The organism is Microlunatus capsulatus, assembly GCF_017876495.1.
Classification (GTDB): domain Bacteria; phylum Actinomycetota; class Actinomycetes; order Propionibacteriales; family Propionibacteriaceae; genus Microlunatus; species Microlunatus capsulatus.
Map to the genome: position 1 here is coordinate 2,087,559 of NZ_JAGIOB010000001.1, position 18,959 is coordinate 2,106,517.

Consider the following 18,959-nt stretch of genomic DNA (forward strand, 5'->3'; position numbering starts at 1 on the left):
TCGTCGGACGCTGGCGAGCCTAGACCCCGCGCCCCGGAGCCCAGCGGGCGCCGCGGCTAGGGTGCAGGGTATGGCGTCAGCGTGGAAAGCCGAGCGGGTCCGGTCCGCGACCACCACGATCTTCGCCGAGATGTCGGCCCTCGCCGTGGCGACCGGGTCGGTCAACCTCGGCCAGGGCTTCCCCGACACCGACGGGCCCGACTGGATGCTGGGCGCGGCCCGGCAGGCGATCGCCGACGGCGTGAACCAGTACCCGCCGGGCCGCGGCATCGCGCCGCTGCGGCAGGCCGTCGTCGACCACAGCCGCCGCCACCACGGGCTGGAGTACGACCCGGACACCGAGGTGGTCATCACCACCGGCGCCACCGAGGCGCTCGCCGCGGCCATGCTCGCCTTCGTCGACCCGGGCGACGAGGTGGTGGCGCTGGAGCCCTTCTACGACTCCTACGCCGCCTCCATCGACCTGGCCGGCGGCACCCGGGTGGGGGTCGGGCTGTTCGGCCCGGACTTCCGGCTGGACCACGCCGAGCTGGCCGCCGCCTTCACCGACCGCACCAAGCTGGTGCTCGTCAACTCCCCGCACAACCCCACCGGCACGGTGCTGGGCCGCGACGACCTGGCCGAGATCGCCCGGCTGGCGGTGGCGCACGACGTCCTCGTGGTCTGCGACGAGGTCTACGAGCACCTGGTCTTCGACGACGCCGAGCACGTCCCGCTGGCCACCTTCCCGGGGATGCGGGAGCGGACGCTGCGGATCTCCTCCTCGGGGAAGACCTTCTCGGCCACCGGCTGGAAGATCGGCTGGGCGCTGGGGCCGGCGGAGCTGGTGACCGAGCTGACGGCGGTGAAGCAGTTCCTCACCTACGTCTCCGGGGCGCCGTTCCAGCCGGCGGTCGCCCGGGCGCTGGACGAGGGCGACGCCTGGGTGGAGGCGAACCGGGTGAGCCTGCAGGGCAAGCGCGACCGGCTCGCCGCCGGCCTGCGCAGCGTCGGCCTGGACCCGGTGGTACCGCAGGGCACCTACTTCATGACCACCGACGTCCGCCCGCTCGGCTACGACGACGGCGTCGCCTTCTGCCGGGACCTGCCGCACCGCTGCGGCGTCGTGGCCATCCCCCACCAGGTCTTCTACGACGACGTCGAGGCCGGCCGGCCCTACGTGCGCTGGGCCTTCTGCAAGGAGGACGCCGTGCTGGACGAGGCCGTCCGCCGGCTGGGCGGGCTCACCGCCTGAGGGCTCAGCCGGCCAGCCGCGCCGCGTCGGGGTGGCCGAAGAGCCCGGGCAGCCCGCCGGAGTGCAGGAAGACCACCCGCTCCCCCCGCCGCACGTCCCCGTCGGCGACCGCGGCCACGAGCCCGGCCAGCGCCCGGCCGGTGTAGGTCGGGTCCAGGCCCAGGCCCTCGGTGCGGGCCGCGAGGCGCAGCGCCGCGACCACCGGCTCGGTGAGGTGCGCGTAGCCGGCGCCGACCTGGTCGAGCCGCAGCCGCAGCGTACCCGCCTCGACGCCCATCCCCTCCAGCAGGCCGCGCACCGTCGCCTCCGCGTCGGCCACCGCCCCGGTGTGCACGGCCAGCACGCGCTCGGCACCCAGGCCCGCCACCAGCCCAGCCGTCGTCCCGCCGGAGCCGAGGGCCACGACGAGGTGCTCGGTCCCGGGCCGCTGCTGCTCGATCTCGACGGCGGCGTCGACGTAGGCCAGGGCCGCGGTGGGGCTCGAGCCGCCGAAGGGGACGACGTGCGGCCGTCGGCCCTCGCCCCGGAGCCGCTCGGCCTCCTCCTCGACGGCGGCGGCCAGCCCGGCGGCGTCGACCTCGCCGGCCCAGACGACGTCGGCGCCCAGCAGCCGGTCGAGGAGGAGGTTGCCCCGCTCGCCGTCGGGAGCCGTGCCCTCGAGGACCAGGGTGGCGGCCAGGCCCAGCCGGGCCGCGGCGGCGGCGCTCAACCGGGCGTGGTTGCTCTGCGGCGCCCCGCTGGTGAGCAGGACGTCGGCACCGGCGGCGAGCGCCTCGGCGCCGCTCCGCTCCAGCTTGCGGATCTTGTTGCCGCCGCCGGCCGGTCCGGCGAGGTCGTCCCGCTTGACCCAGAGGTCGTCGGGATGCAGCCCGAGGGCGGCGGAGAGCCGGGGCGCGGGCTCGAGCGGGGTGGGCCAGGTCGCGAGGGGGACCCGGTCGGCGGAGAGGGGCACGCCGACCAGTCTGGCGCCGGCGCGGCGGGGTCAGCCGCGCAGGTGCGTCCCGTGGTCGTCCGCGCGCCAGCGGTACCAGGCGGTGGCGGCCGGGGTCCAGAGCACGAGGCACGCGACGACGACGTACCAGGCGGCGCTGAACCACCAGAGCAGGTCGTCGCGCAGCCACCAGGCGGCCCAGGCCAGGGCGACCGCCCCGACGCCGGTGTGCACGACCCGCGACCAGAGCCGTCGGGACAGCACGAGGAAGCCGGTGACCAGCGAGGCCAGCGGGAAGAGGTAGAGCGGGACGGCCAGGCCGTCGAGCATCCGGTAGTTGAAGCGGTTGAGGACGTGGAACAGCGCCCCGTCGTCGTTGGCCTCGGCGAACGCGCCGGTGCCGACGGTCGCGGTCACCCAGAGCAGGCTCAGCGCGCAGATCCACTGCAGGGACCCCAGCACCGCGAGCGTGCAGGCCAGGGCGATCACCGCGGGCCGCTGCGGAGGTCCGGACGGCTGCGCCGTCGGGGCGAGCGGGGCGGGCAGTGCCCGCAGGACCTCGAGCGGCACCCCCTCGGCGGGGGCCGGGCGCGGGGTGGGGCCGGACGGGCCGGCAGCCCACGGGGCGGGCTGCCCCCAGGGGTCGGCGACGGCCTCGCCGGGCGCCCGGAACTGCGGGGCGCCCTGCGGCGGCGGCGCGTACCCCGGTCCGGACATGGGCTCCAGCCTAGGTCGTGGCCGGCGGCGGCTCAGCCGAACAGCAGGTCCGCCGGCGGCGGCGGGGAGAGGGCCACGTCCTCTCCGGTGAACGGGGCCGCCCCGCCCACCAGCTGCGCGAGCCGGGACCCGTGCAGCACCCGGTAGGGGTAGGGCGCGGTGCCGGCGCGGCGCGCGATCGCGTCGACGGGCAGGGCGACGTCGGCGGCCGCGACGACGACGTTGCCGAAGCGCCGGCCCTTGAGGGTGGACGGCTCGGCGCACAGGACGACGTGGGCGAAGGTCGCCTGCACCCCCGCCACGACGCGCCGGGCGTAAGCGAAGGGGCCCCGATCGGTGACGTTCATGACCAGCGTGCCGGCGGGCCGCAGCACGCGGCGGACGTCGCCCAGGAACTCGGTCGTCGTGAGCTCGGCCGGCACCCGGGCGCCGTCGAAGGCGTCGAGGATCACCAGGTCGGCGTAGTCCTCGCGCAGCGCCGCCACCCCGGTGCGGCCGTCGTCGGCCCGGACCTTGATGCCGCTCTGCCGGGGCAGCGGCAGGTGGGTGCGAACCAGCTCGGTGAGCTCGGTGTCGGGCTCCAGCACCACCTGGGCCGAGCGCGGCCGGGTGTGGGCGAGGTAGCGCGGCAGGGTGAGCGCGGCCCCGCCGACGTGCACGACGCCCAGCCGCTCCCCCGCCGGGGCGACCGACTCGACGACGTCGACGACCCGCTGGACGTAGTCGAACTCGAGCCGGGTGGGGTCGTCGAGGTCGACGTAGGACTGGTCGGTGCGGCCCACGCGCAGCGTGAAGGCCTGCGGCCGGGTGGGGTCGGGCACGAGCACCGTCTCGTGCTCGCCGGTGCGCAGCACCCGGTCCCCCGCCCTCACCGCGCCACCCTAGCCGGACGCACGACAGCCCCGGACGGGGTCGTCCGGGGCTGTCGGGTGCGCTCGGTCAGACGGCGACCGGCTCGGGTTCGACGACGGCGAGGCCGTCGCTGCCGGCGTCCACGTCGAAGCTGATGGTGTCACCGTCGAGCACGGTCCCGGCCAGCACGCGTCGGGCCAGCTGGTCCTCGATCGTCGTCTGGATCAGCCGGCGGAGCGGCCGGGCGCCGTAAACCGGGTCGAAGCCGGTCAGGGCCAGCCAGTCCTTGGCCGCCTGCGTGACCTGGACGCTGATCCGCCGGTCGGCCAGCCGGGCGTTGAGCCGGCCCAGGTTGATGTCGACGATCCTGGCCAGCTCCTCGGTGCCGAGGGCGTCGAAGAGCACGACCTCGTCGAGCCGGTTGAGGAACTCGGGCTTGAAGGCCCCGCGGACGACGCCCATCACGGCGTCGCGCTTGGCCTTCTCGTCCAGGCTCGGGTTGGCCAGGAACTGCGACCCGAGGTTCGACGTCAGGATCATCAGCACGTTGCGGAAGTCGACCGTGCGGCCCTGGCCGTCGGTCAGCCGCCCGTCGTCGAGCACCTGCAGGAGGATGTCGAAGACCTCGCCGTGCGCCTTCTCGACCTCGTCGAGCAGGACGACCGAGTACGGACGCCGCCGGACGGCCTCGGTGAGCTGGCCGCCCTCCTCGTAGCCGACGTACCCGGGGGGCGCGCCGACGAGCCGGCTGACCGAGTGCTTCTCGGAGTACTCGCTCATGTCGATCCGGATCATCGCGTGCTCGTCGTCGAACAGGAACTCGGCGAGCGACTTGGCCAGCTCGGTCTTGCCCACGCCCGTGGGGCCGAGGAACAGGAAGGAGCCGGTCGGCCGGTTGGGGTCGGAGATGCCGGCCCGCGAGCGGCGGACGGCGTCGGAGACGGCGCGCACCGCCTGGCGCTGGCCAATCAGCCGGGTGCCCAGCCGGTCCTCCATCTGGAGGAGCTTCTCGGTCTCGCCCTGCAGCAGCCGGCCGGTCGGGATGCCCGTCCAGTTCGCCACCACCTCGGCGATGTCCTGCGGGCCGACCTCGTCTGACACCATCGGAGCCAATGGCGCGAAGCCCTTGACCCTCTCCAGGTCGGCGGAAGCATCGATCAATTGCTGACTGGCAACGCCAAGAGCAGCCCGCAACTCGTCGACGTAACGACCAGAATCCTCTAGGCGAACTGATGCGTTGAGTGCTCGACCGGGGGCCTCTGCTGCCTGCCGCTCGAGATCCAGCTTAGACTCCAAGTCCTTGATCCGCTGGCGCAGGTCAGCCACTCGTGGCTCAAGCCGGATAGCCACTTGCACACCGTCCTTCGCCAGGTTGCCCTCGATTAGTTCCGCATTCGCATCTGCGAGTTCGTCCCGGAGCCGAGCAAGGGCAGCACGCTCTTCAGGGGTGATGACGGGAGCTGTCGCCGCTCCTTCCACGTCTTGCTCCGCCAGCCGCAGAGCTTCTGCTCGCTCTGTTTGATCGCGTTGAGCCGATTCGACATCTCGTTTGGCCGAGGCCACGGCTTGCTCGGCCTCCCGAACACGCCGACGAGCGGACTGCAGGTGGTCGCTCTCGCCCTGCATCTGGGCTCCGTCGAGCTCCTTCTCCAGGGCCGGGATCTCGCCGTAGCTGATCTCGCTGGCCTTGACGAGGTCGCCCTCACGCAGGTGCCGCTCGGCCTGGCTGCGCAGCTCGTCGATCTGCTTCTTCAGGTCGCCGACGCGGTTGAGGCCCTGCTTCTCGGCCTCCCAGCGCGCCTCGAGCCCGCGCAGCTCCTCATGGGTGTTGGCGAGCTCCTCGTCGAGGCGGTGCAGGCGCTCGACGCTGCCCGGGTCGGACTCCTTCTCCAGGGCGAAGCGCTGCATCTGCATGCGCTCCACGCTGCGCCGCAGCACGTCGATCTCCTCCGGGGAGGAGTCGATCTCCATCCGCAGCCGGGACGCGGCCTCGTCGACGAGGTCGATGGCCTTGTCGGGCAGCTGCCGGGAGGTGATGTAGCGGTTGGACAGGCTGGCCGCGGCCACGAGGGCGCCGTCGGTGATGGCCACCTTGTGGTGCGCCTCGTAGCGCTCGCGCAGCCCGCGCAGGATGGCGATGGTGTCCTCGACGCTGGGCTCGCCCACGTAGACCTGCTGGAAGCGGCGCTCCAGGGCCGGGTCCTTCTCGATCCGCTCGCGGTACTCGTCCAGGGTGGTGGCGCCGATCATCCGGAGCTCGCCGCGGGCCAGCATGGGTTTGAGCATGTTGCCGGCGTCCATCGAGGAGTCGCCGGACGCGCCCGCCCCAACGACGGTGTGCAGCTCGTCGATGAAGGTGATGACCTGGCCCTCCGCGTCGCGGATCTCGGTCAGCACGGCCTTCAGCCGCTCCTCGAACTCACCGCGGTACTTGGCGCCCGCGACCATCGAGGGCAGGTCGAGGGAGACGAGCCGTCGGCCCTTGAGCGAGTCGGGGACGTCGCCCGCGACGAGGCGCTGAGCGAGGCCCTCGACGACGGCGGTCTTGCCGACGCCGGGCTCGCCGATCAGCACCGGGTTGTTCTTGGTGCGCCGGGCGAGCACCTGCACGACGCGGCGGATCTCGGTGTCCCGGCCGATGACCGGGTCGAGCTTGCCCTCGCGCGCCTGGGCGGTCAGGTCGACGCCGTACTGGTCGAGCGCCGAGGAGGTGCCCTCGGACTCGGCGCTGGTGACCCGCTTGCTGCCGCGGGCCTCGTTGAAGGCCTGGGTGAGCGCGCGCGGGTCGACCTTGAGATCCAGCAGGGCCTTCTTCACGTCGGAGTCGACGGCGGCCAGGGCGATCATCAGGTGCTCGGTGGCGACGAACTGGTCGCCGAGCTGCTGGGCGCGGTTCTCGGCGTCGGCCAGCACCCGGGCGAAGGCGCCGGACAGCTGGGGCTGGGCGACCGAGGAGCCGCTGGCCTTCGGCAGCTTGGCGATGGCGCCCTGCGCGGCCGCGTCGACGACGGCCGGGTCGGCGCCGACGGCGCTGATCAGCGGGGCGACGGTGTTGCCCGGCACCAGCAGCAGCGCGTGCAGCAGGTGCGAGGGCTCGACGTTGGGGTTGCCCGTGGTGAGGGCGTTCCGCAACGCCGTCGAGACGGCGTCACGGCTCTTGGTGGTGAGCTTGTTCGTGTCCATGGGTTGCGCGGTCCTCCGGGTCGAGCTGCGGGGCGGACGTCCAGCGGGGCGGACGCCCTTGAGTCCATCTGACTCAACTTCGTGCCGGTGGACAGTATTCCAGGTTGAGCGACCTCCGCTCAACCCTGAGCCGACCCTGGTTCTGGCCCGGGACGCACCGCTCCTGCGGCGCCGTGCGTCGCGCTCCGGCCGGCAAGATCCCGACGGAGCCGTCAGCCGAGCGGGGTCACGACGCAGCGGCCGGCGGCGTCCTCGGTGGCCAGGTGAACGGGCCAGCGCGGGGCGAGGCCCGCCAGAGCGCGTCCCCACTGCCGGTCCTCGGCCCGGACGGCGGGCGGTCCCGGTCGGGACAGCAGCAGCACCGGCGTCCCGTAGCCGTCGAGGTGGTCGAAGAACTGGCCGAAGGAGTCGACGTCGGCCGCCGAGGGCACCTCGGGCACGTCGTCGACGGGGACGACGGTGGGCACGGGCCGCCCCTCGTCGTCCAGCAGGACCAGCCAGAGGGTGCGACGGCCGAAGCCCCCGTCCCCCATCAGGGCGGCCCAGAAGCGGGCGAGGTCGGCGGCCGAGGAGATCGGCTCGGTGAGGGCGGGCGGGCTCGGTGTGGTCATGGCGCAACGCTGCCGCGTCGGCCGACCCCCGGACCGGTTGTGCACAGGGTCGTCGGCGCAGTTGGCGGGCGGGACGAGGATGGAGCCCCACCACCACCCGAGGAGCACCCGTGAAGGCCATCTGGAACGACACCGTCATCGCCGAGTCCGACGACACCGTGGTGGTGGAGGGCAACCACTACTTCCCCCTCGACGCCGCCGCCCCCGGGGTGCTGACGCCGACGAGCACCCACACCGTCTGCCCGTGGAAGGGCACGGCCAGCTACTTCACCGTCCAGGTGGGCGACGACAGCAACGTCGACGCGGCCTGGACCTACCCCGAGCCCAAGCCCGACGCCGCCCACATCCGGGACCGGGTGGCGTTCTGGAAGGGCGTCCGCGTCGTCGGCTGAGCGCCGCACCGGGCTGACCCCGGTGCGGCACCCGCACCGGGGCTCAGCGCCAGCCGAGCTCCGGCGCGACGTGCTCGAGCACCGACTGCAGCAGGTGGGCGTTGTAGTCCACGCCCAGCTGGTTGGGGACGGTGAGCAGCAGGGTGTCCGCCGCCGCGACGGCCTCGTCCTGCGCCAGCTCGCGGACCAGCTGGTCCGGCTCCCCCGCGTAGGTCTTGCCGAACCGCGCCTTGCCGCCGTCGAGGAAGCCGACCTGGTCGCGCCCGCCCGACTCCCGGCCGAAGTAGGCCCGGTCCCGGTCGTCGACCAGCGGCAGGATGCTGCGGCTGACCGACACCCGCGGGGTCCGGTCGTGGCCGGCGTCGGCCCACGCCTTGCGGTAGCGCTCGATCTGCTCGGCCTGCAGCTCGGAGAACGGGACGCCCGTGTCCTCGCTCAGCAACGTCGAGCTCATCAGGTTCATCCCCTGCTGAGCCGTCCACTCGGCTGTGGCCCGGGTCCCGGCACCCCACCAGATGCGGTCGCGCAGCCCGGGGGCGTGCGGCTCCAGCGGGAGCAGGCCCGGCGGGTTCGGGAACATCGGGCGCGGGTTCGGCTCGGCGAAGCCGTGGCCCTCGAGCACCTCCAGCAGGACGGCGGTGTGCTGGCGCGCCATCTCGGCCGGGTCGCTGCCCTCGTCGGGCACGTGCCCGAAGTAGCGGAAGCCGTCGACCACCTGCTCGGGCGATCCCCGGCTCACGCCCAGCTGCAGCCGACCCCGGGCGATGAGGTCCGCCGCCGCCGCGTTCTCGGCCATCAGCAGCGGGTTTTCGTAGCGCATGTCGATGACGCCGGTGCCGATCTCGATCCGGCTCGTGCGGGCGCCGACGGCGGCGAGCAGCGGCCAGGGCGAGGCCAGTTGGCGCGCGAAGTGGTGCACGCGGAAGTAGGCGCCGTCGACGCCCAGCTCCTCCGCGGCGACCGCCAGCTCGAGGGACTGGTGCAGCACCTCCGACGCCGAGCGCGTGCCCGAGTGCGGCGAGGGGTTCCAGTGCCCGAACGACAAGAAGCCGATGTTCTTCATGTCCAGCCCAACGTAGTTGAAGGATCAATCATTCCGCGTGACCTGGTCCCCCGTCAGCAGGTCTCGCGAGGTCACGAGCCGCCCTCGCGCTCCGCACGGCGGCGACGCTTGCCGGCGTGCATGGCGGCGACGCGGGCGACGGGGATCTCGTGGCCCTCGGCGACGAGGTCGGCGGGCAGCCGCTGGGGCTCGGGGAGCAGCTCGCGCCACGGGTCGCGCCCGTCGAGCAGGGAGGCGGCGTTGCGGACGGTGACGTCGGCGGGGGCGATGCCGTCGAGGTCGTCCCACGGGACGGGGAAGGACACGGGGAGCCCCGGCCGGGCCCGCGGGCTGTACGCCGCCACGACCGTGGCCCCGCCCGAGCGCGTGGAGTCGAGGAACACCTTGCCCTCGCGCTCGTCCTTCACGTAGGCCGTCGTTGCGAGGGCGGGGTCCGCCCGCTCAGCCCGGGCGGCGAGCGCGCGGCTCGCAGCGGCGGCGTCCCCGACGGGTGTGCGGGCCAGCGGTACGAAGACGTGCAGGCCCTTGGCGCCGCTGGTCTTGACGGCCCCGCGCAGGCCGAGCTCGGCGAGCGTGGCTCGGACGAGGTGGGCGGCGGCGACGACCTGGCCGAAGCCCGCGCCCTCGGGCGGGTCGAGGTCCATCACGAGGAAGTCGACGTGGTCAGGGTCCGCGAGGCGCACGAGCGGGACGTGCAACTCGACCGCCCGCTGGTTGGCGAACCAGACCAGCCCTCGCCGGTCCTCGACGACGGCGTAGGAGACCTCCCGCTTGGACGCCCCGGACCAGGTCGAGCTGCGCCGGATCCAGTCCGGCGCGTAGGTCGGCAGGTTCTTCTGCATGAAGGGGGCCGAGCCCGGCCTGACCCGCACCACCGAGAGCGGACGGTCGGCCAGTCCGACCAGGACCTGCGCCGAGAGCGCGTCCAAGTGGTCGAGCAGGTGGCGCTTGGTGACGCCGGCGCCGTCGAACAGCTCGTCGTCGAGGTGACTGAGGGCCACGCCCTCGCGCTCCTCGCCCGCCGCGGTCACAGCAGGATCATCGCCTGCTCGACCTCAACGGTCCAGACCGACCCGGGCGCGAGTGCCTCGGCACCCGGGTCAGCGGGAGGTGATGGCGCGGGGAGCCGGACGGCGGCGGGTGGCCCCGCCGAGGTGGACGTCCCCGGTCGGGTCCGCGGTGAAGACGCGGGTGCCCGAGGCGGCCGCCCGGGCCAGGACGAGCAGCTCGTCGAGCTGCGCGACCTGGGCCCGGAGGCCGTCGATCTCGTCCTGCATGGCCAGGATCCGGCGGATGCCCTCGAGGTTGATGCCCTCGTCCTGGCTCAGCCGCTGGATCAGCCGCAGCTGCGCGATGTTGCGCGCGGAGTAGCGGCGGCCGCGCTTGGCGGTCCGCCGCGGCTGGACCAGGCCGATCCGGTCGTAGGTCCGCAGGGTCTGCGGGTGCATGCCGGCCAGCTGGGCGGCGACCGAGATCACGAAGACGGGCGCGTCGTGGTCGATCCGCTGCGGGAGCTCTGCTGCCACGTCGTCACCTCCTCCTCATCGGTCGTCGTCCTCAGCTGAAGAGCTTGGCCCGGGGGTTCGACGCCCCGACGGCCTCGCCGTAGCTCGACAGGGCGGCCTTGGCCTTGTCGTCGAGCGCCTCGGGCACGGTCACCTCGACCGACACCAGCAGGTCGCCCTTGCTGCCGTCCCGCTTGGCCACGCCCTTGCCGCGCACCCGGAAGGTGCGCCCGTTGGGCGTGCCGGCGGGCACCCGGAGCTTCACCGGGGCGCCGCCCAGGGTCGGCACCTCGATCTCGGCGCCCAGCGCGGCCTCGTTGAAGGTCACCGGGGCGGTGAGGGTGAGGTTGTCGCCCTTGCGGCCGAAGACCGCGTGCGGGCGGACGTGGACGACGACGTACAGGTCGCCCGCGGCCCCGCCGTTCTCCCCAGCACCGCCCTTGCCCTTGAGCCGGATCCGCTGCCCGTCGGTCACGCCGGCGGGGATCCGGACCTGCATGGTGCGGGTGGACTTGCCCCGGCCGGAGCCGTGGCAGACCGGGCACGGGTCGTCGACGACCATGCCCCGGCCGCGGCAGTCGCGGCAGGGCTCGGTGACGGCGAAGACGCCGCCCGACGTCGAGGTCTGCATGCCGCTGCCCTCGCAGGTGGGGCAGACCTTCGGGACGGTGCCGGCCTTGGCGCCCGTGCCGTGGCACTGCGCGCAGGCCGCGTCGGACACCATCTGCATGCCGACGGTCACGCCCTCGATCGCCTGGACGAAGTCGACGGTCACCTCGCCCTCGACGTCGCTGCCCCGACGCGGCCCCCGGCTGGCCGAGGTGCGGGTGGTCGCCGTGCGCGTCCCGCCCGCCCCGTTGAACAGCCCGCCGAAGAGGTCGGAGAAGCCGGTGTCACCGGCCTGGCGGAACAGGTCGTCGACCGACGGCCCCCCGCCGGAGCCGGAGCCACCGCTCCGCGGGAAGCGGAAGCCGCCCCCGCCGAAGAGGCGCCGGGCCTCGTCGTACTCCTTGCGCTTGCTCTCGCTGGAGAGCACGTCGTTGGCCTCGGACACCTCCTTGAAGCGCCGCTCGGCCTCGGGGTTGCCGGGGTTCTGGTCCGGGTGGTTCTCCCGGGCCAGCTGCCGGTAGGCCTTCTTGATCTCCTCGGGCTTGGCGTCCTTCGCCACACCCAGGACCTTGTAGAAGTCCTTCTCGATCCAGTCCTTCGTGCTCATGAACGCCTCCCCTCGGTGGTCACCGGCCCCCGCGCTCCGCGGGGGCCCCGGCTGCTCGGCCGGTCACTGCTCCGCATCGGCCGCAGGAGCACCTGCGTCGTCCGCGGACGGCGCGGCCGAGCCCTCGACGGGCTCGCCCACCGCGACCCGGGCCGGGCGCAGCACCCGGTCACCGATGCGGTAGCCCGGCTGCAGGATCTCGACGCACGTGGGGCCGTCGACCCCCTCGGCCGGGACCTGCATGAGGGCGTCGTGCACGTGCGGGTCGAACGGGTCACCCTTGGTGCCGAAGCTCTCGAGGCCGTGCTTGGCCGTGATCCGCTCGACCTGCTCGCCGACGGCCTTGAAGGCCCCCGTCAGCTCGCCGTGCTCGCGGGCGGACCGCACGTCGTCCAGCACCGGGAGGAGGTCCTTGACGAACCCCTCCAGGGCCACCTTGCGCGTCAGGTCGCGGTCGCGGTCGACCCGCCGCTTGTAGTTCACGTACTCGGCCTGGAGCCGCTGCAGGTCAGCGGTCCGCTCGGCCAGGGCCGTCTGCAGCTGCTGCACCTGCTCGTCCTCTCCGGCCGGGCCGTCGGGGCCCGGGCTGGTGGCGGCACCGGCCGGGGCCTCCGGGCCCGGGGCCGCAGCGGACTGCGGCTCCCGGACCTCGAAGGTCTCCGGGTCGATGCGGCGCCGGTCACGCACCGTCGGGCCCTGGGGCTCCGACTGCTCGTCGTGGTCGCTCATCGGCCGTTCGCTCACTTGGTGTCGCTCGCGGCCTGGTCGTCGTCGACGATCTCGGCGTCCACGACGTCGTCGTCAGCGCTGGTCGAGGACCCGTTGCTGTCGGCCTGGTCGCCGGGCTCGCCGGCCTCGGACGGCGCCTGCTGGGCGGCGGCCGCGGCGTACATGGCCTGGCCCAGGGCGGCGCTGGTGGTGTTCAGCTTGTCCACCGCCGTCTTGACCGCGTCGTCGTCGGTGCCCTCGAGCGCCGTCTTGACCTCGGCCAGGGCCTCCTCGACGGGCGCCTTGACGTCGTCGGTGATCTTGTCGGCGTTCTCGCTGATCAGCTTCTCGGTCCGGAACACCAGGTTGTCGGCCTCGTTGCGCAGCTCGACGGCCTCGCGGCGCTTGCGGTCCTCCTCGGCGTTCGCCTCGGCCTCCTGCACCATCCGGTTGATGTCGTCCTTGCCGAGCGCCGAGCCGCCGGTGACGGTCATCGACTGCTCCTTGCCGGTGGCGATGTCCTTGGCGTGCACGTGGACGATGCCGTTGGCGTCGATGTCGAAGGCGACCTCGATCTGCGGCACGCCGCGCGGGGCCGGCGGCAGGCCGGTCAGCTCGAAGTTGCCGAGGGACTTGTTGTCCCGGGCGAAGTCGCGCTCGCCCTGGTAGACCTGGATCATCACCGAGGGCTGGTTGTCGTCGGCGGTGGTGAAGACCTCGGAGCGCTTGGTCGGGATCGTGGTGTTGCGCTCGATGATCTTGGTCATCACGCCGCCCTTGGTCTCGATGCCGAGGCTCAGCGGGGTGACGTCGAGCAGCAGGACGTCCTTGACCTCACCCTTCAGCACGCCGGCCTGCAGGCTGGCGCCGAGGGCGACGACCTCGTCGGGGTTGACGCCCTTGTTGGGCTCCTTGCCGCCGGTCAGCTCCTTGACGAGCTCGACGACGGCGGGCATCCGGGTGGAGCCGCCGACCAGGATGACGTGGTCGATCTGGCCGACCGAGATCTTGGCGTCGGCGACCACCGCGTTGAACGGGGTGCGGCAACGGTCGAGCAGGTCCGAGGTCAGCCGCTGGAACTCCGAGCGGGTGAGCCGCTCCTCCAGGTGCAGCGGGCCGGACTCGCCCAGGGTGATGTAGGGCAGGTTGATGGAGGTCTCGCTGGCCGAGGACAGCTCGATCTTGGCCTTCTCGGCCGACTCCTGCAGACGCTGCCGGGCGATCTTGTCCTTCGACAGGTCGGTGCCGTTCTTGTTCTTGAACTGCTTGACCAGCCAGTCGACGATCCGGGAGTCCCAGTCGTCGCCGCCGAGGCGGTTGTCGCCCTTGGTGGCCTTCACCTCGAAGACGCCGTCGCCGATCTCCAGGAGGGAGACGTCGAAGGTGCCGCCACCGAGGTCGAAGACGAGGATGGTCTGGTCGGACCCGCCCTTGTCGAGGCCGTAGGCCAGCGCCGCGGCGGTCGGCTCGTTGATGATGCGGTCCACGGTCAGACCGGCGATCTCGCCGGCCTCCTTGGTGGCCTGGCGCTCGGCGTCGGAGAAGTAGGCGGGGACGGTGATCACGGCGTTGGTGACCTGCTCGCCGAGGTAGGCCTCGGCGTCCCGCTTCAGCTTCTGCAGCACGAAGGCGCTGATCTGCTGCGGACGGTAGTCCTTGTCGTCGATCTTGACCTTCCAGTCCGTGCCCATGTGGCGCTTGACGGAGCGGATGGTCCGGTCGACGTTGGTGACGGCCTGGCGCTTGGCGACCTCGCCGACCAGGACCTCGCCACCCTTCGCGAACGCGACGACCGAAGGCGTCGTACGCGCGCCCTCGGCGTTGGGGATGACGGTGGGCTCTCCACCCTCGAGCACGGCGACGACAGAGTTGGTCGTCCCGAGGTCGATGCCGACTGCACGAGCCATGGTGTGTTTCCTCCAGAAAGTCTGTGTACTGCTTGAGCCTGCTGCGCTCAACCCTAGTCCTTGAGCGTTCCGCGCTCAACTATGCATGAGCCCGATCCGCACCGCAAGGAGAAGTTGAGTGCATCAGGCTCAACCCTGAGGCGTGGCCTCGTATTCCCGGGTCACCCCGAGTCCGCGCCGCTCCTCCGCCCCCGTCCGCGAGGCGTCGCGCTCACAGGAACGACACAGACTTCGCACAGTCCTGTCCTCAGCTCGGGTGCGAACCTTGGTCCATGGTCCGAACCGATGCCGCCAGCGCTCCGCTCACCCGCCCCGACGGGACCCCCATCCGGGTGCTCGCCGTCGACGACGAGGCGAGCCTCACCGAGCTGCTCTCGATGGCCATGCGGTACGAGGGCTGGCAGGTCACGACCGCCGCCTCGGGGACCGCCGCGGTCAAGGCCGCGCGGGAGACCCGGCCCGACGCGATCGTGCTCGACATGATGCTGCCCGACTTCGACGGCCTCGAGGTGATGCGCCGCATCCGCGCGGAGGACCCCGACGTCCCCGTCATCTTCCTGACGGCCAAGGACGCCGTGGCGGACCGGATCGGCGGCCTCACCGCCGGCGGCGACGACTACGTCACCAAGCCGTTCAGCCTCGAGGAGGTGATCGCCCGGCTCCGCGCGCTGCTGCGCCGCAGCGGGGCGGCCTTCGCCCGCAGCGACTCGGTGCTGGTGGTCGGCGACCTGACCCTGGACGAGGACAGCCACGAGGTCACCCGGGGCGGCACGGACATCGCGCTGACCGCGACCGAGTTCGAGCTGCTCCGCTACCTGATGCGCAACCCGCGCCGGGTGCTCAGCAAGGCGCAGATCCTCGACCGGGTCTGGAACTACGACTTCGGGGGGCAGGCCAACGTCGTCGAGCTCTACATCTCCTACCTGCGCAAGAAGATCGACGCCGACCGCGCGCCGATGATCCACACCATGCGGGGCGCGGGCTACGTGCTGCGCCCGGCGGGGTGAGCGCCACCCCCGTCCCGGCCGCGGGTGAGGTCGCCGGGCCCGTCCCGTCGCCACCCGCACCGCAGGACGAGCCGCTCGCCCCCCTGGGACGGGGCACCCTCGGGCGCCGGCTGGTCATCCGCGTCACCGCCCTGGTGGCGCTCGCGGCCGTCCTGCTGAGCCTGGCCACCGCCCTGGCCACCCGCCAGCTGCTGCTGCAGCAGATCGACCGGCAGGTGAACGCCGTCGCCCTGGGGCAGAGCGGCGGGCCGGGCGGGCGGGCCGGCGGCCGCGACGACATCGTGCAGTTCGGCAACCCGCAGGACACGATCATCGCCGTCTTCACCGCCGAGGGCACCGCCGTCAGCAGCGGCATCCTCCGCCGGGGCAGCGGCCAGCCCCCGGCCCTGAGCGACGCGGCGAACGCCGACCTCGCCGGGCTCGCCGTCTCCACCCAGAAGCGCAGCATCGACGTCGCCGGCCTCGGCCACTACCGGGTGGCGACCTACTCCGGGAGCCTGCCGCTGAGCTCCGGGGACGTCGAGCAGGTCAAGGTCGTCGTGGGCGTGCCGCTGGCCGACGTCGACCGGCTGCTGGCCCAGGTCGCGGCCCTCGAGGCGCTGCTGAGCCTGCTGGTGATCGGCGGGGCGGCCGTCGCCGCCCGGGCGGTGGTCCTGCGCAGCCTGCGGCCGCTCAACCGGGTGGCCGCGACGGCGCAGCAGGTCTCGCAGCTGCCGCTGGACCGGGGCGAGGTCGCCCTGGCCGTCCGGGTGCCGCCGGCCGACGCCGACCCGACCTCGGAGGTGGGCCGGGTGGGCCAGGCCCTCAACCACATGCTCAACAACGTCGAGGACGCGCTCGCCGCCCGGCAGGCCAGTGAGACCAAGGTGCGCCGGTTCGTCGCGGACGCCTCGCACGAGCTGCGCAACCCGCTGGCCGCCATCCGCGGGTACGCCGAGCTGACCCGGCGCAGCCGGGGCGAGATGCCCGAGGACGCCGCCTTCGCGATGTCGCGGGTCGAGTCGGAGGCCGAGCGGATGTCGCGGCTGGTCGAGGACCTGCTGCTGCTGGCCCGGCTGGACTCCGGGCCCGCCATCGAGGTGGGGCCGACCGACCTCACCGAGCTGGTCCTCAACGCCGTCAGCGACGCGCGGGCCGCCGGACCCGAGCACTCCTGGCAGCTGGACCTGCCCGCGGAGCCCGTCGTCGCCCTGGGCGACCGGCACCGGCTGCACCAGGTCGTCGTCAACCTGCTGGCCAACGCCCGCACCCACACCCCGGCCGGCACCCGCGTCGAGACCGGTCTCGACGTCCGCGACGGGATGGCCGTGGTCACGGTCACCGACGACGGCCCGGGCATCCCCGAGGACATCCAGCACCACGTCTTCGAGCGGTTCACCCGCGCCGACACCAGCCGGGTCCGCGCCGCGGGCGGGGCGTCGGGCACCTCCACCGGGCTGGGCCTGGCCATCGTCGCCGCCGTCGTCGAGGCGCACCAGGGCGGGGTGACGGTGGCCAGCCGGCCGGGCCGGACCACGTTCACCGTCCGGCTGCCGCTCGCGGCCCCCCTGGCGACCACCGTGGCGACCACCGCCCCGGAGCCGCCGGCCGCGGAGCCGCCGGGCGCCGGGCCCGAGGGCCGGTCGCCCTTCGCGCCGCCGCTCAGCCCGTGACGGTCTCGTCCTCCCGGGCCTCGAGGGCCGTGGCCCCGTCGGGGCCCGACGCGAACTGGGTCCGGTACAGCTCGGCGTAGCGGCCGCCGAGGGCCAGCAGCTCGTCGTGCCGGCCGCGCTCGATGATCCGGCCGTCCTCGAGCACGAGGATGAGGTCGGCCGAGCGGACCGTCGAGAGCCGGTGCGCGATGACCAGCGCCGTCCGGCCCTGCAGGGCCTCGCCCAGCGCCGCCGTCACCGCCGCCTCGGAGGTGGAGTCCAGGGAGGCCGTCGCCTCGTCCATGATCACCACGCGGGGGTGGGCCAGCAGCAGCCGGGCGATGGTCAGCCGCTGGCGCTCGCCGCCGGAGAGCCGGTAGCCGCGCTCCCCCACGACGGTGTCGAGCCCCGCGGGCAGCTCGGCGACCAGCGTCTCCAGCCGGGACCGGCGCAGCGCCGCCCACAGCTCCTCCTCGCTGGCCCCCGGGTTCGCCAGCAGCAGGTTGCCGCGGATCGAGTCGTGGAACAGGTGCCCGTCCTGGGTGACCATGCCGAGCGCCTCGCGCAGGCCGGCGAAGCTGAGGTCGCGGACGTCGACGCCGCCGATCCGGACCGCGCCGCCGTCGACGTCGTAGAGCCGGGCCAGCAGCTGGGCCACCGTCGACTTGCCGGCGCCGGAGGAGCCGACGAGCGCGACCATCTGCCCGGGCTCGGCCCGGAAGGTCACGTCGTGCAGCACCGGCACGCCGCCCCGGTTGTCCAGCACGGCCACCTCCTCCAACGAGGCGAGCGACACCTTGTCCGCGGTCGGGTAGGCGAAGTCGACGTGGTCGAACTCGACGCCGACGGGCCCGGGCGGGACGACCGTGGCCCCGGGCCGCTCGGTGATGAGGGCGGGCAGGTCGAGGATCTCGAAGACGCGCTCGAAGCTGACGAGCGCGCTCATCACCTCGACCCGGGCCCCGGCCAGCGAGGTGAGCGGGGCGTAGAGGCGGGTGAGCAGCAGCGCCATCGTCACCACGGCACCGGCCTCCAGGGAGCCGCTGAGGGCGAACCAGCCGCCCAGGCCGTAGACCAGCGCCAGCGCGAGCGCCGAGACCAGGGTCAGCGCCGTCACGAACACCATCTGCAGGTACGCCGAGCTGACGCCGATGTCGCGCACCCGGGTGGCGCGGACGCCGAACTCCTCCGACTCCAGCTCGGGCCGGCCGAACAGCTTGACCAGCGTGGCGCCGGGGGCGGAGAACCGCTCGGTCATCTGGGTGCTCATGGTGGCGTTGTGGTTGGCCGCCTCGAGCCGCAGCTGGGCGAGCCGCCGGCCCATCCGGCGGGCGGGCAGGACGAACACCGGCAGCAGCAGCAGCGCCAGCACGGTGATCTGCCACGACGTCGAGAGCATCACCACGAGCGCGAGGACGACGGCGACGAAGTTGCCGACCACCCCGGACAGCGTGTCGGAGAACGCGCGCTGCGCGCCGATCACGTCGTTGTTGAGGCGGCTGACCAGCGCGCCGGTCCGGGTGCGGGTGAAGAAGGCGACCGGCATCGTCTGCACGTGGTCGAAGACCGCGCGCCGCAGGTGCAGGATCAGCGTCTCCCCGATCTGCGCCGACAGCCGCCGCGAGACCAGCCCGACGGCGGCCTCGGCGACGGCGATGCCCGCGATCAGCAGGGCGAGCCGGACGACGACGGCCGGGGCCGAGCGGCTGGTGATGGCGTCGATGACCTCCCCGGCCAGCAGCGGGGTGGCGACGGCGAGGAAGGCCCCGACGACGCTCAGCACGACGAAGACGCCCAGCGCGACCCGCTGGGGGCGGGCGAAGCCGGCGATCCGGCGGACCGTGACGCGGGAGAAGGGACGCTTCTCCTGCTGCGCCGACATCGTCCGGTACAGGGTCGACCAGGCGGCGCTCTCCATGCTCATGCCGACCAACCTAGGCGTCGGCACCGACACCTCCGCACCGTCGAGGACGCCCGGGGTGGGGACAACCCCCCACCGGGT

Annotated in this window: 15 protein-coding genes and 2 pseudogenes; 4 read left to right on the forward strand and 13 right to left on the reverse strand. The window is 73.3% G+C overall.

Annotated elements, in window-relative coordinates; genetic code table 11:
• The first annotated feature begins 70 nt into the window (after window positions 1-70).
• Entirely contained in the window at window positions 71-1,234 is a 1,164-nt protein-coding gene (locus JOF54_RS09620) for a pyridoxal phosphate-dependent aminotransferase (protein ID WP_210055124.1), read from the forward strand.
• Window positions 1,235-1,238: 4 nt separating this feature from the next.
• Here JOF54_RS09620 and JOF54_RS09625 read toward each other — a convergent pair whose 3' ends face one another.
• From JOF54_RS09625 to JOF54_RS09645, 6 genes and pseudogenes are all read right to left on the reverse strand, one after another.
• Complete coding sequence (locus JOF54_RS09625) at window positions 1,239-2,186, reverse strand: pyridoxal-phosphate dependent enzyme (protein WP_307804005.1); 948 nt, start codon at window positions 2,184-2,186, stop codon at window positions 1,239-1,241.
• A 30-nt stretch (window positions 2,187-2,216) separates the two neighbouring features.
• On the reverse strand, window positions 2,217-2,882 hold the full coding sequence (locus tag JOF54_RS09630) for a hypothetical protein (protein WP_210055127.1): 666 nt from the start codon (window positions 2,880-2,882) through the stop codon (window positions 2,217-2,219).
• A gap of 32 nt (window positions 2,883-2,914) precedes the next feature.
• Window positions 2,915-3,754 (reverse strand): spermidine synthase, encoded by an 840-nt coding sequence (locus JOF54_RS09635; protein WP_307804006.1) that lies wholly within the window; start codon window positions 3,752-3,754, stop codon window positions 2,915-2,917.
• Between the two features lie 67 nt (window positions 3,755-3,821).
• Window positions 3,822-5,060 (reverse strand): annotated as a pseudogene (locus JOF54_RS21895) (AAA family ATPase); the annotation flags it as partial.
• Between the two features lie 308 nt (window positions 5,061-5,368).
• A pseudogene (locus JOF54_RS21900) lies at window positions 5,369-6,917 on the reverse strand (Clp protease N-terminal domain-containing protein); the annotation flags it as partial.
• A 212-nt stretch (window positions 6,918-7,129) separates the two neighbouring features.
• Window positions 7,130-7,528 carry a hypothetical protein gene (locus tag JOF54_RS09645; RefSeq protein WP_210055130.1) on the reverse strand — a complete coding sequence of 133 codons (399 nt, stop codon included), beginning with the start codon at window positions 7,526-7,528 and terminating at the stop codon, window positions 7,130-7,132.
• 110 nt (window positions 7,529-7,638) lie between these two features.
• Here JOF54_RS09645 and JOF54_RS09650 point away from each other — a divergent pair, with 110 nt between their 5' ends.
• The gene (locus JOF54_RS09650; RefSeq protein WP_210055132.1) at window positions 7,639-7,920 is read left to right on the forward strand and encodes a DUF427 domain-containing protein; all 282 of its coding nucleotides are present in this window, start codon (window positions 7,639-7,641) and stop codon (window positions 7,918-7,920) included.
• 43 nt (window positions 7,921-7,963) lie between these two features.
• Here JOF54_RS09650 and JOF54_RS09655 read toward each other — a convergent pair whose 3' ends face one another.
• The 6 genes from JOF54_RS09655 to dnaK all read right to left on the reverse strand — a co-directional run bounded on the left by JOF54_RS09655 (window position 7,964) and on the right by dnaK (window position 14,319).
• Entirely contained in the window at window positions 7,964-8,983 is a 1,020-nt protein-coding gene (locus JOF54_RS09655; protein WP_210055134.1) for an LLM class flavin-dependent oxidoreductase, read from the reverse strand.
• A gap of 71 nt (window positions 8,984-9,054) precedes the next feature.
• Window positions 9,055-10,014, reverse strand: coding sequence for a DNA polymerase domain-containing protein (locus JOF54_RS09660; protein WP_307804008.1), 960 nt, complete (start codon window positions 10,012-10,014; stop codon window positions 9,055-9,057).
• 69 nt (window positions 10,015-10,083) lie between these two features.
• On the reverse strand, window positions 10,084-10,509 hold the full coding sequence (locus JOF54_RS09665) for a heat shock protein transcriptional repressor HspR (RefSeq protein WP_210055136.1): 426 nt from the start codon (window positions 10,507-10,509) through the stop codon (window positions 10,084-10,086).
• Window positions 10,510-10,540: 31 nt separating this feature from the next.
• Window positions 10,541-11,704 (reverse strand): molecular chaperone DnaJ, encoded by a 1,164-nt coding sequence (dnaJ, locus tag JOF54_RS09670; RefSeq protein WP_210055137.1) that lies wholly within the window; start codon window positions 11,702-11,704, stop codon window positions 10,541-10,543.
• A gap of 63 nt (window positions 11,705-11,767) precedes the next feature.
• On the reverse strand, window positions 11,768-12,433 hold the full coding sequence (gene grpE / locus JOF54_RS09675; protein ID WP_210055139.1) for a nucleotide exchange factor GrpE: 666 nt from the start codon (window positions 12,431-12,433) through the stop codon (window positions 11,768-11,770).
• Window positions 12,434-12,444: 11 nt separating this feature from the next.
• The gene (dnaK, locus tag JOF54_RS09680; protein WP_210055141.1) at window positions 12,445-14,319 is read right to left on the reverse strand and encodes a molecular chaperone DnaK; all 1,875 of its coding nucleotides are present in this window, start codon (window positions 14,317-14,319) and stop codon (window positions 12,445-12,447) included.
• A 272-nt stretch (window positions 14,320-14,591) separates the two neighbouring features.
• Between dnaK and JOF54_RS09685 the strand changes: the two genes are divergently transcribed.
• Complete coding sequence (locus JOF54_RS09685) at window positions 14,592-15,326, forward strand: response regulator transcription factor (protein WP_210055143.1); 735 nt, start codon at window positions 14,592-14,594, stop codon at window positions 15,324-15,326.
• The gene (locus JOF54_RS09690) at window positions 15,323-16,978 is read left to right on the forward strand and encodes a sensor histidine kinase (protein WP_307804009.1); all 1,656 of its coding nucleotides are present in this window, start codon (window positions 15,323-15,325) and stop codon (window positions 16,976-16,978) included. Before JOF54_RS09685 ends, JOF54_RS09690 begins: the two co-directional genes overlap by 4 nt.
• Here JOF54_RS09690 and JOF54_RS09695 read toward each other — a convergent pair.
• Window positions 16,968-18,881: an ABC transporter ATP-binding protein gene (locus JOF54_RS09695; protein ID WP_210055145.1), complete on the reverse strand. Its 1,914-nt coding sequence runs from the start codon at window positions 18,879-18,881 to the stop codon at window positions 16,968-16,970. The genes JOF54_RS09690 and JOF54_RS09695 overlap by 11 nt on opposite strands.
• Window positions 18,882-18,959 lie beyond the last annotated feature (78 nt).

Bases quoted from the DNA above. Each gene is read 5' to 3' on its own strand.
- JOF54_RS09645 (WP_210055130.1), bottom strand. From the start codon at position 7,528: ATGACCACACCGAGCCCGCCCGCCCTCACCGAGCCGATCTCCTCGGCC.
- grpE (WP_210055139.1), bottom strand. From the start codon at position 12,433: ATGAGCGACCACGACGAGCAGTCGGAGCCCCAGGGCCCGACGGTGCGT.
- JOF54_RS09655 (WP_210055134.1), bottom strand. From the start codon at position 8,983: ATGAAGAACATCGGCTTCTTGTCGTTCGGGCACTGGAACCCCTCGCCG.
- JOF54_RS09620 (WP_210055124.1), top strand. From the start codon at position 71: ATGGCGTCAGCGTGGAAAGCCGAGCGGGTCCGGTCCGCGACCACCACG.
- dnaK (WP_210055141.1), bottom strand. From the start codon at position 14,319: ATGGCTCGTGCAGTCGGCATCGACCTCGGGACGACCAACTCTGTCGTC.
- dnaJ (WP_210055137.1), bottom strand. From the start codon at position 11,704: ATGAGCACGAAGGACTGGATCGAGAAGGACTTCTACAAGGTCCTGGGT.
- JOF54_RS09695 (WP_210055145.1), bottom strand. From the start codon at position 18,881: ATGAGCATGGAGAGCGCCGCCTGGTCGACCCTGTACCGGACGATGTCG.
- JOF54_RS09685 (WP_210055143.1), top strand. From the start codon at position 14,592: ATGGTCCGAACCGATGCCGCCAGCGCTCCGCTCACCCGCCCCGACGGG.
- JOF54_RS09630 (WP_210055127.1), bottom strand. From the start codon at position 2,882: ATGTCCGGACCGGGGTACGCGCCGCCGCCGCAGGGCGCCCCGCAGTTC.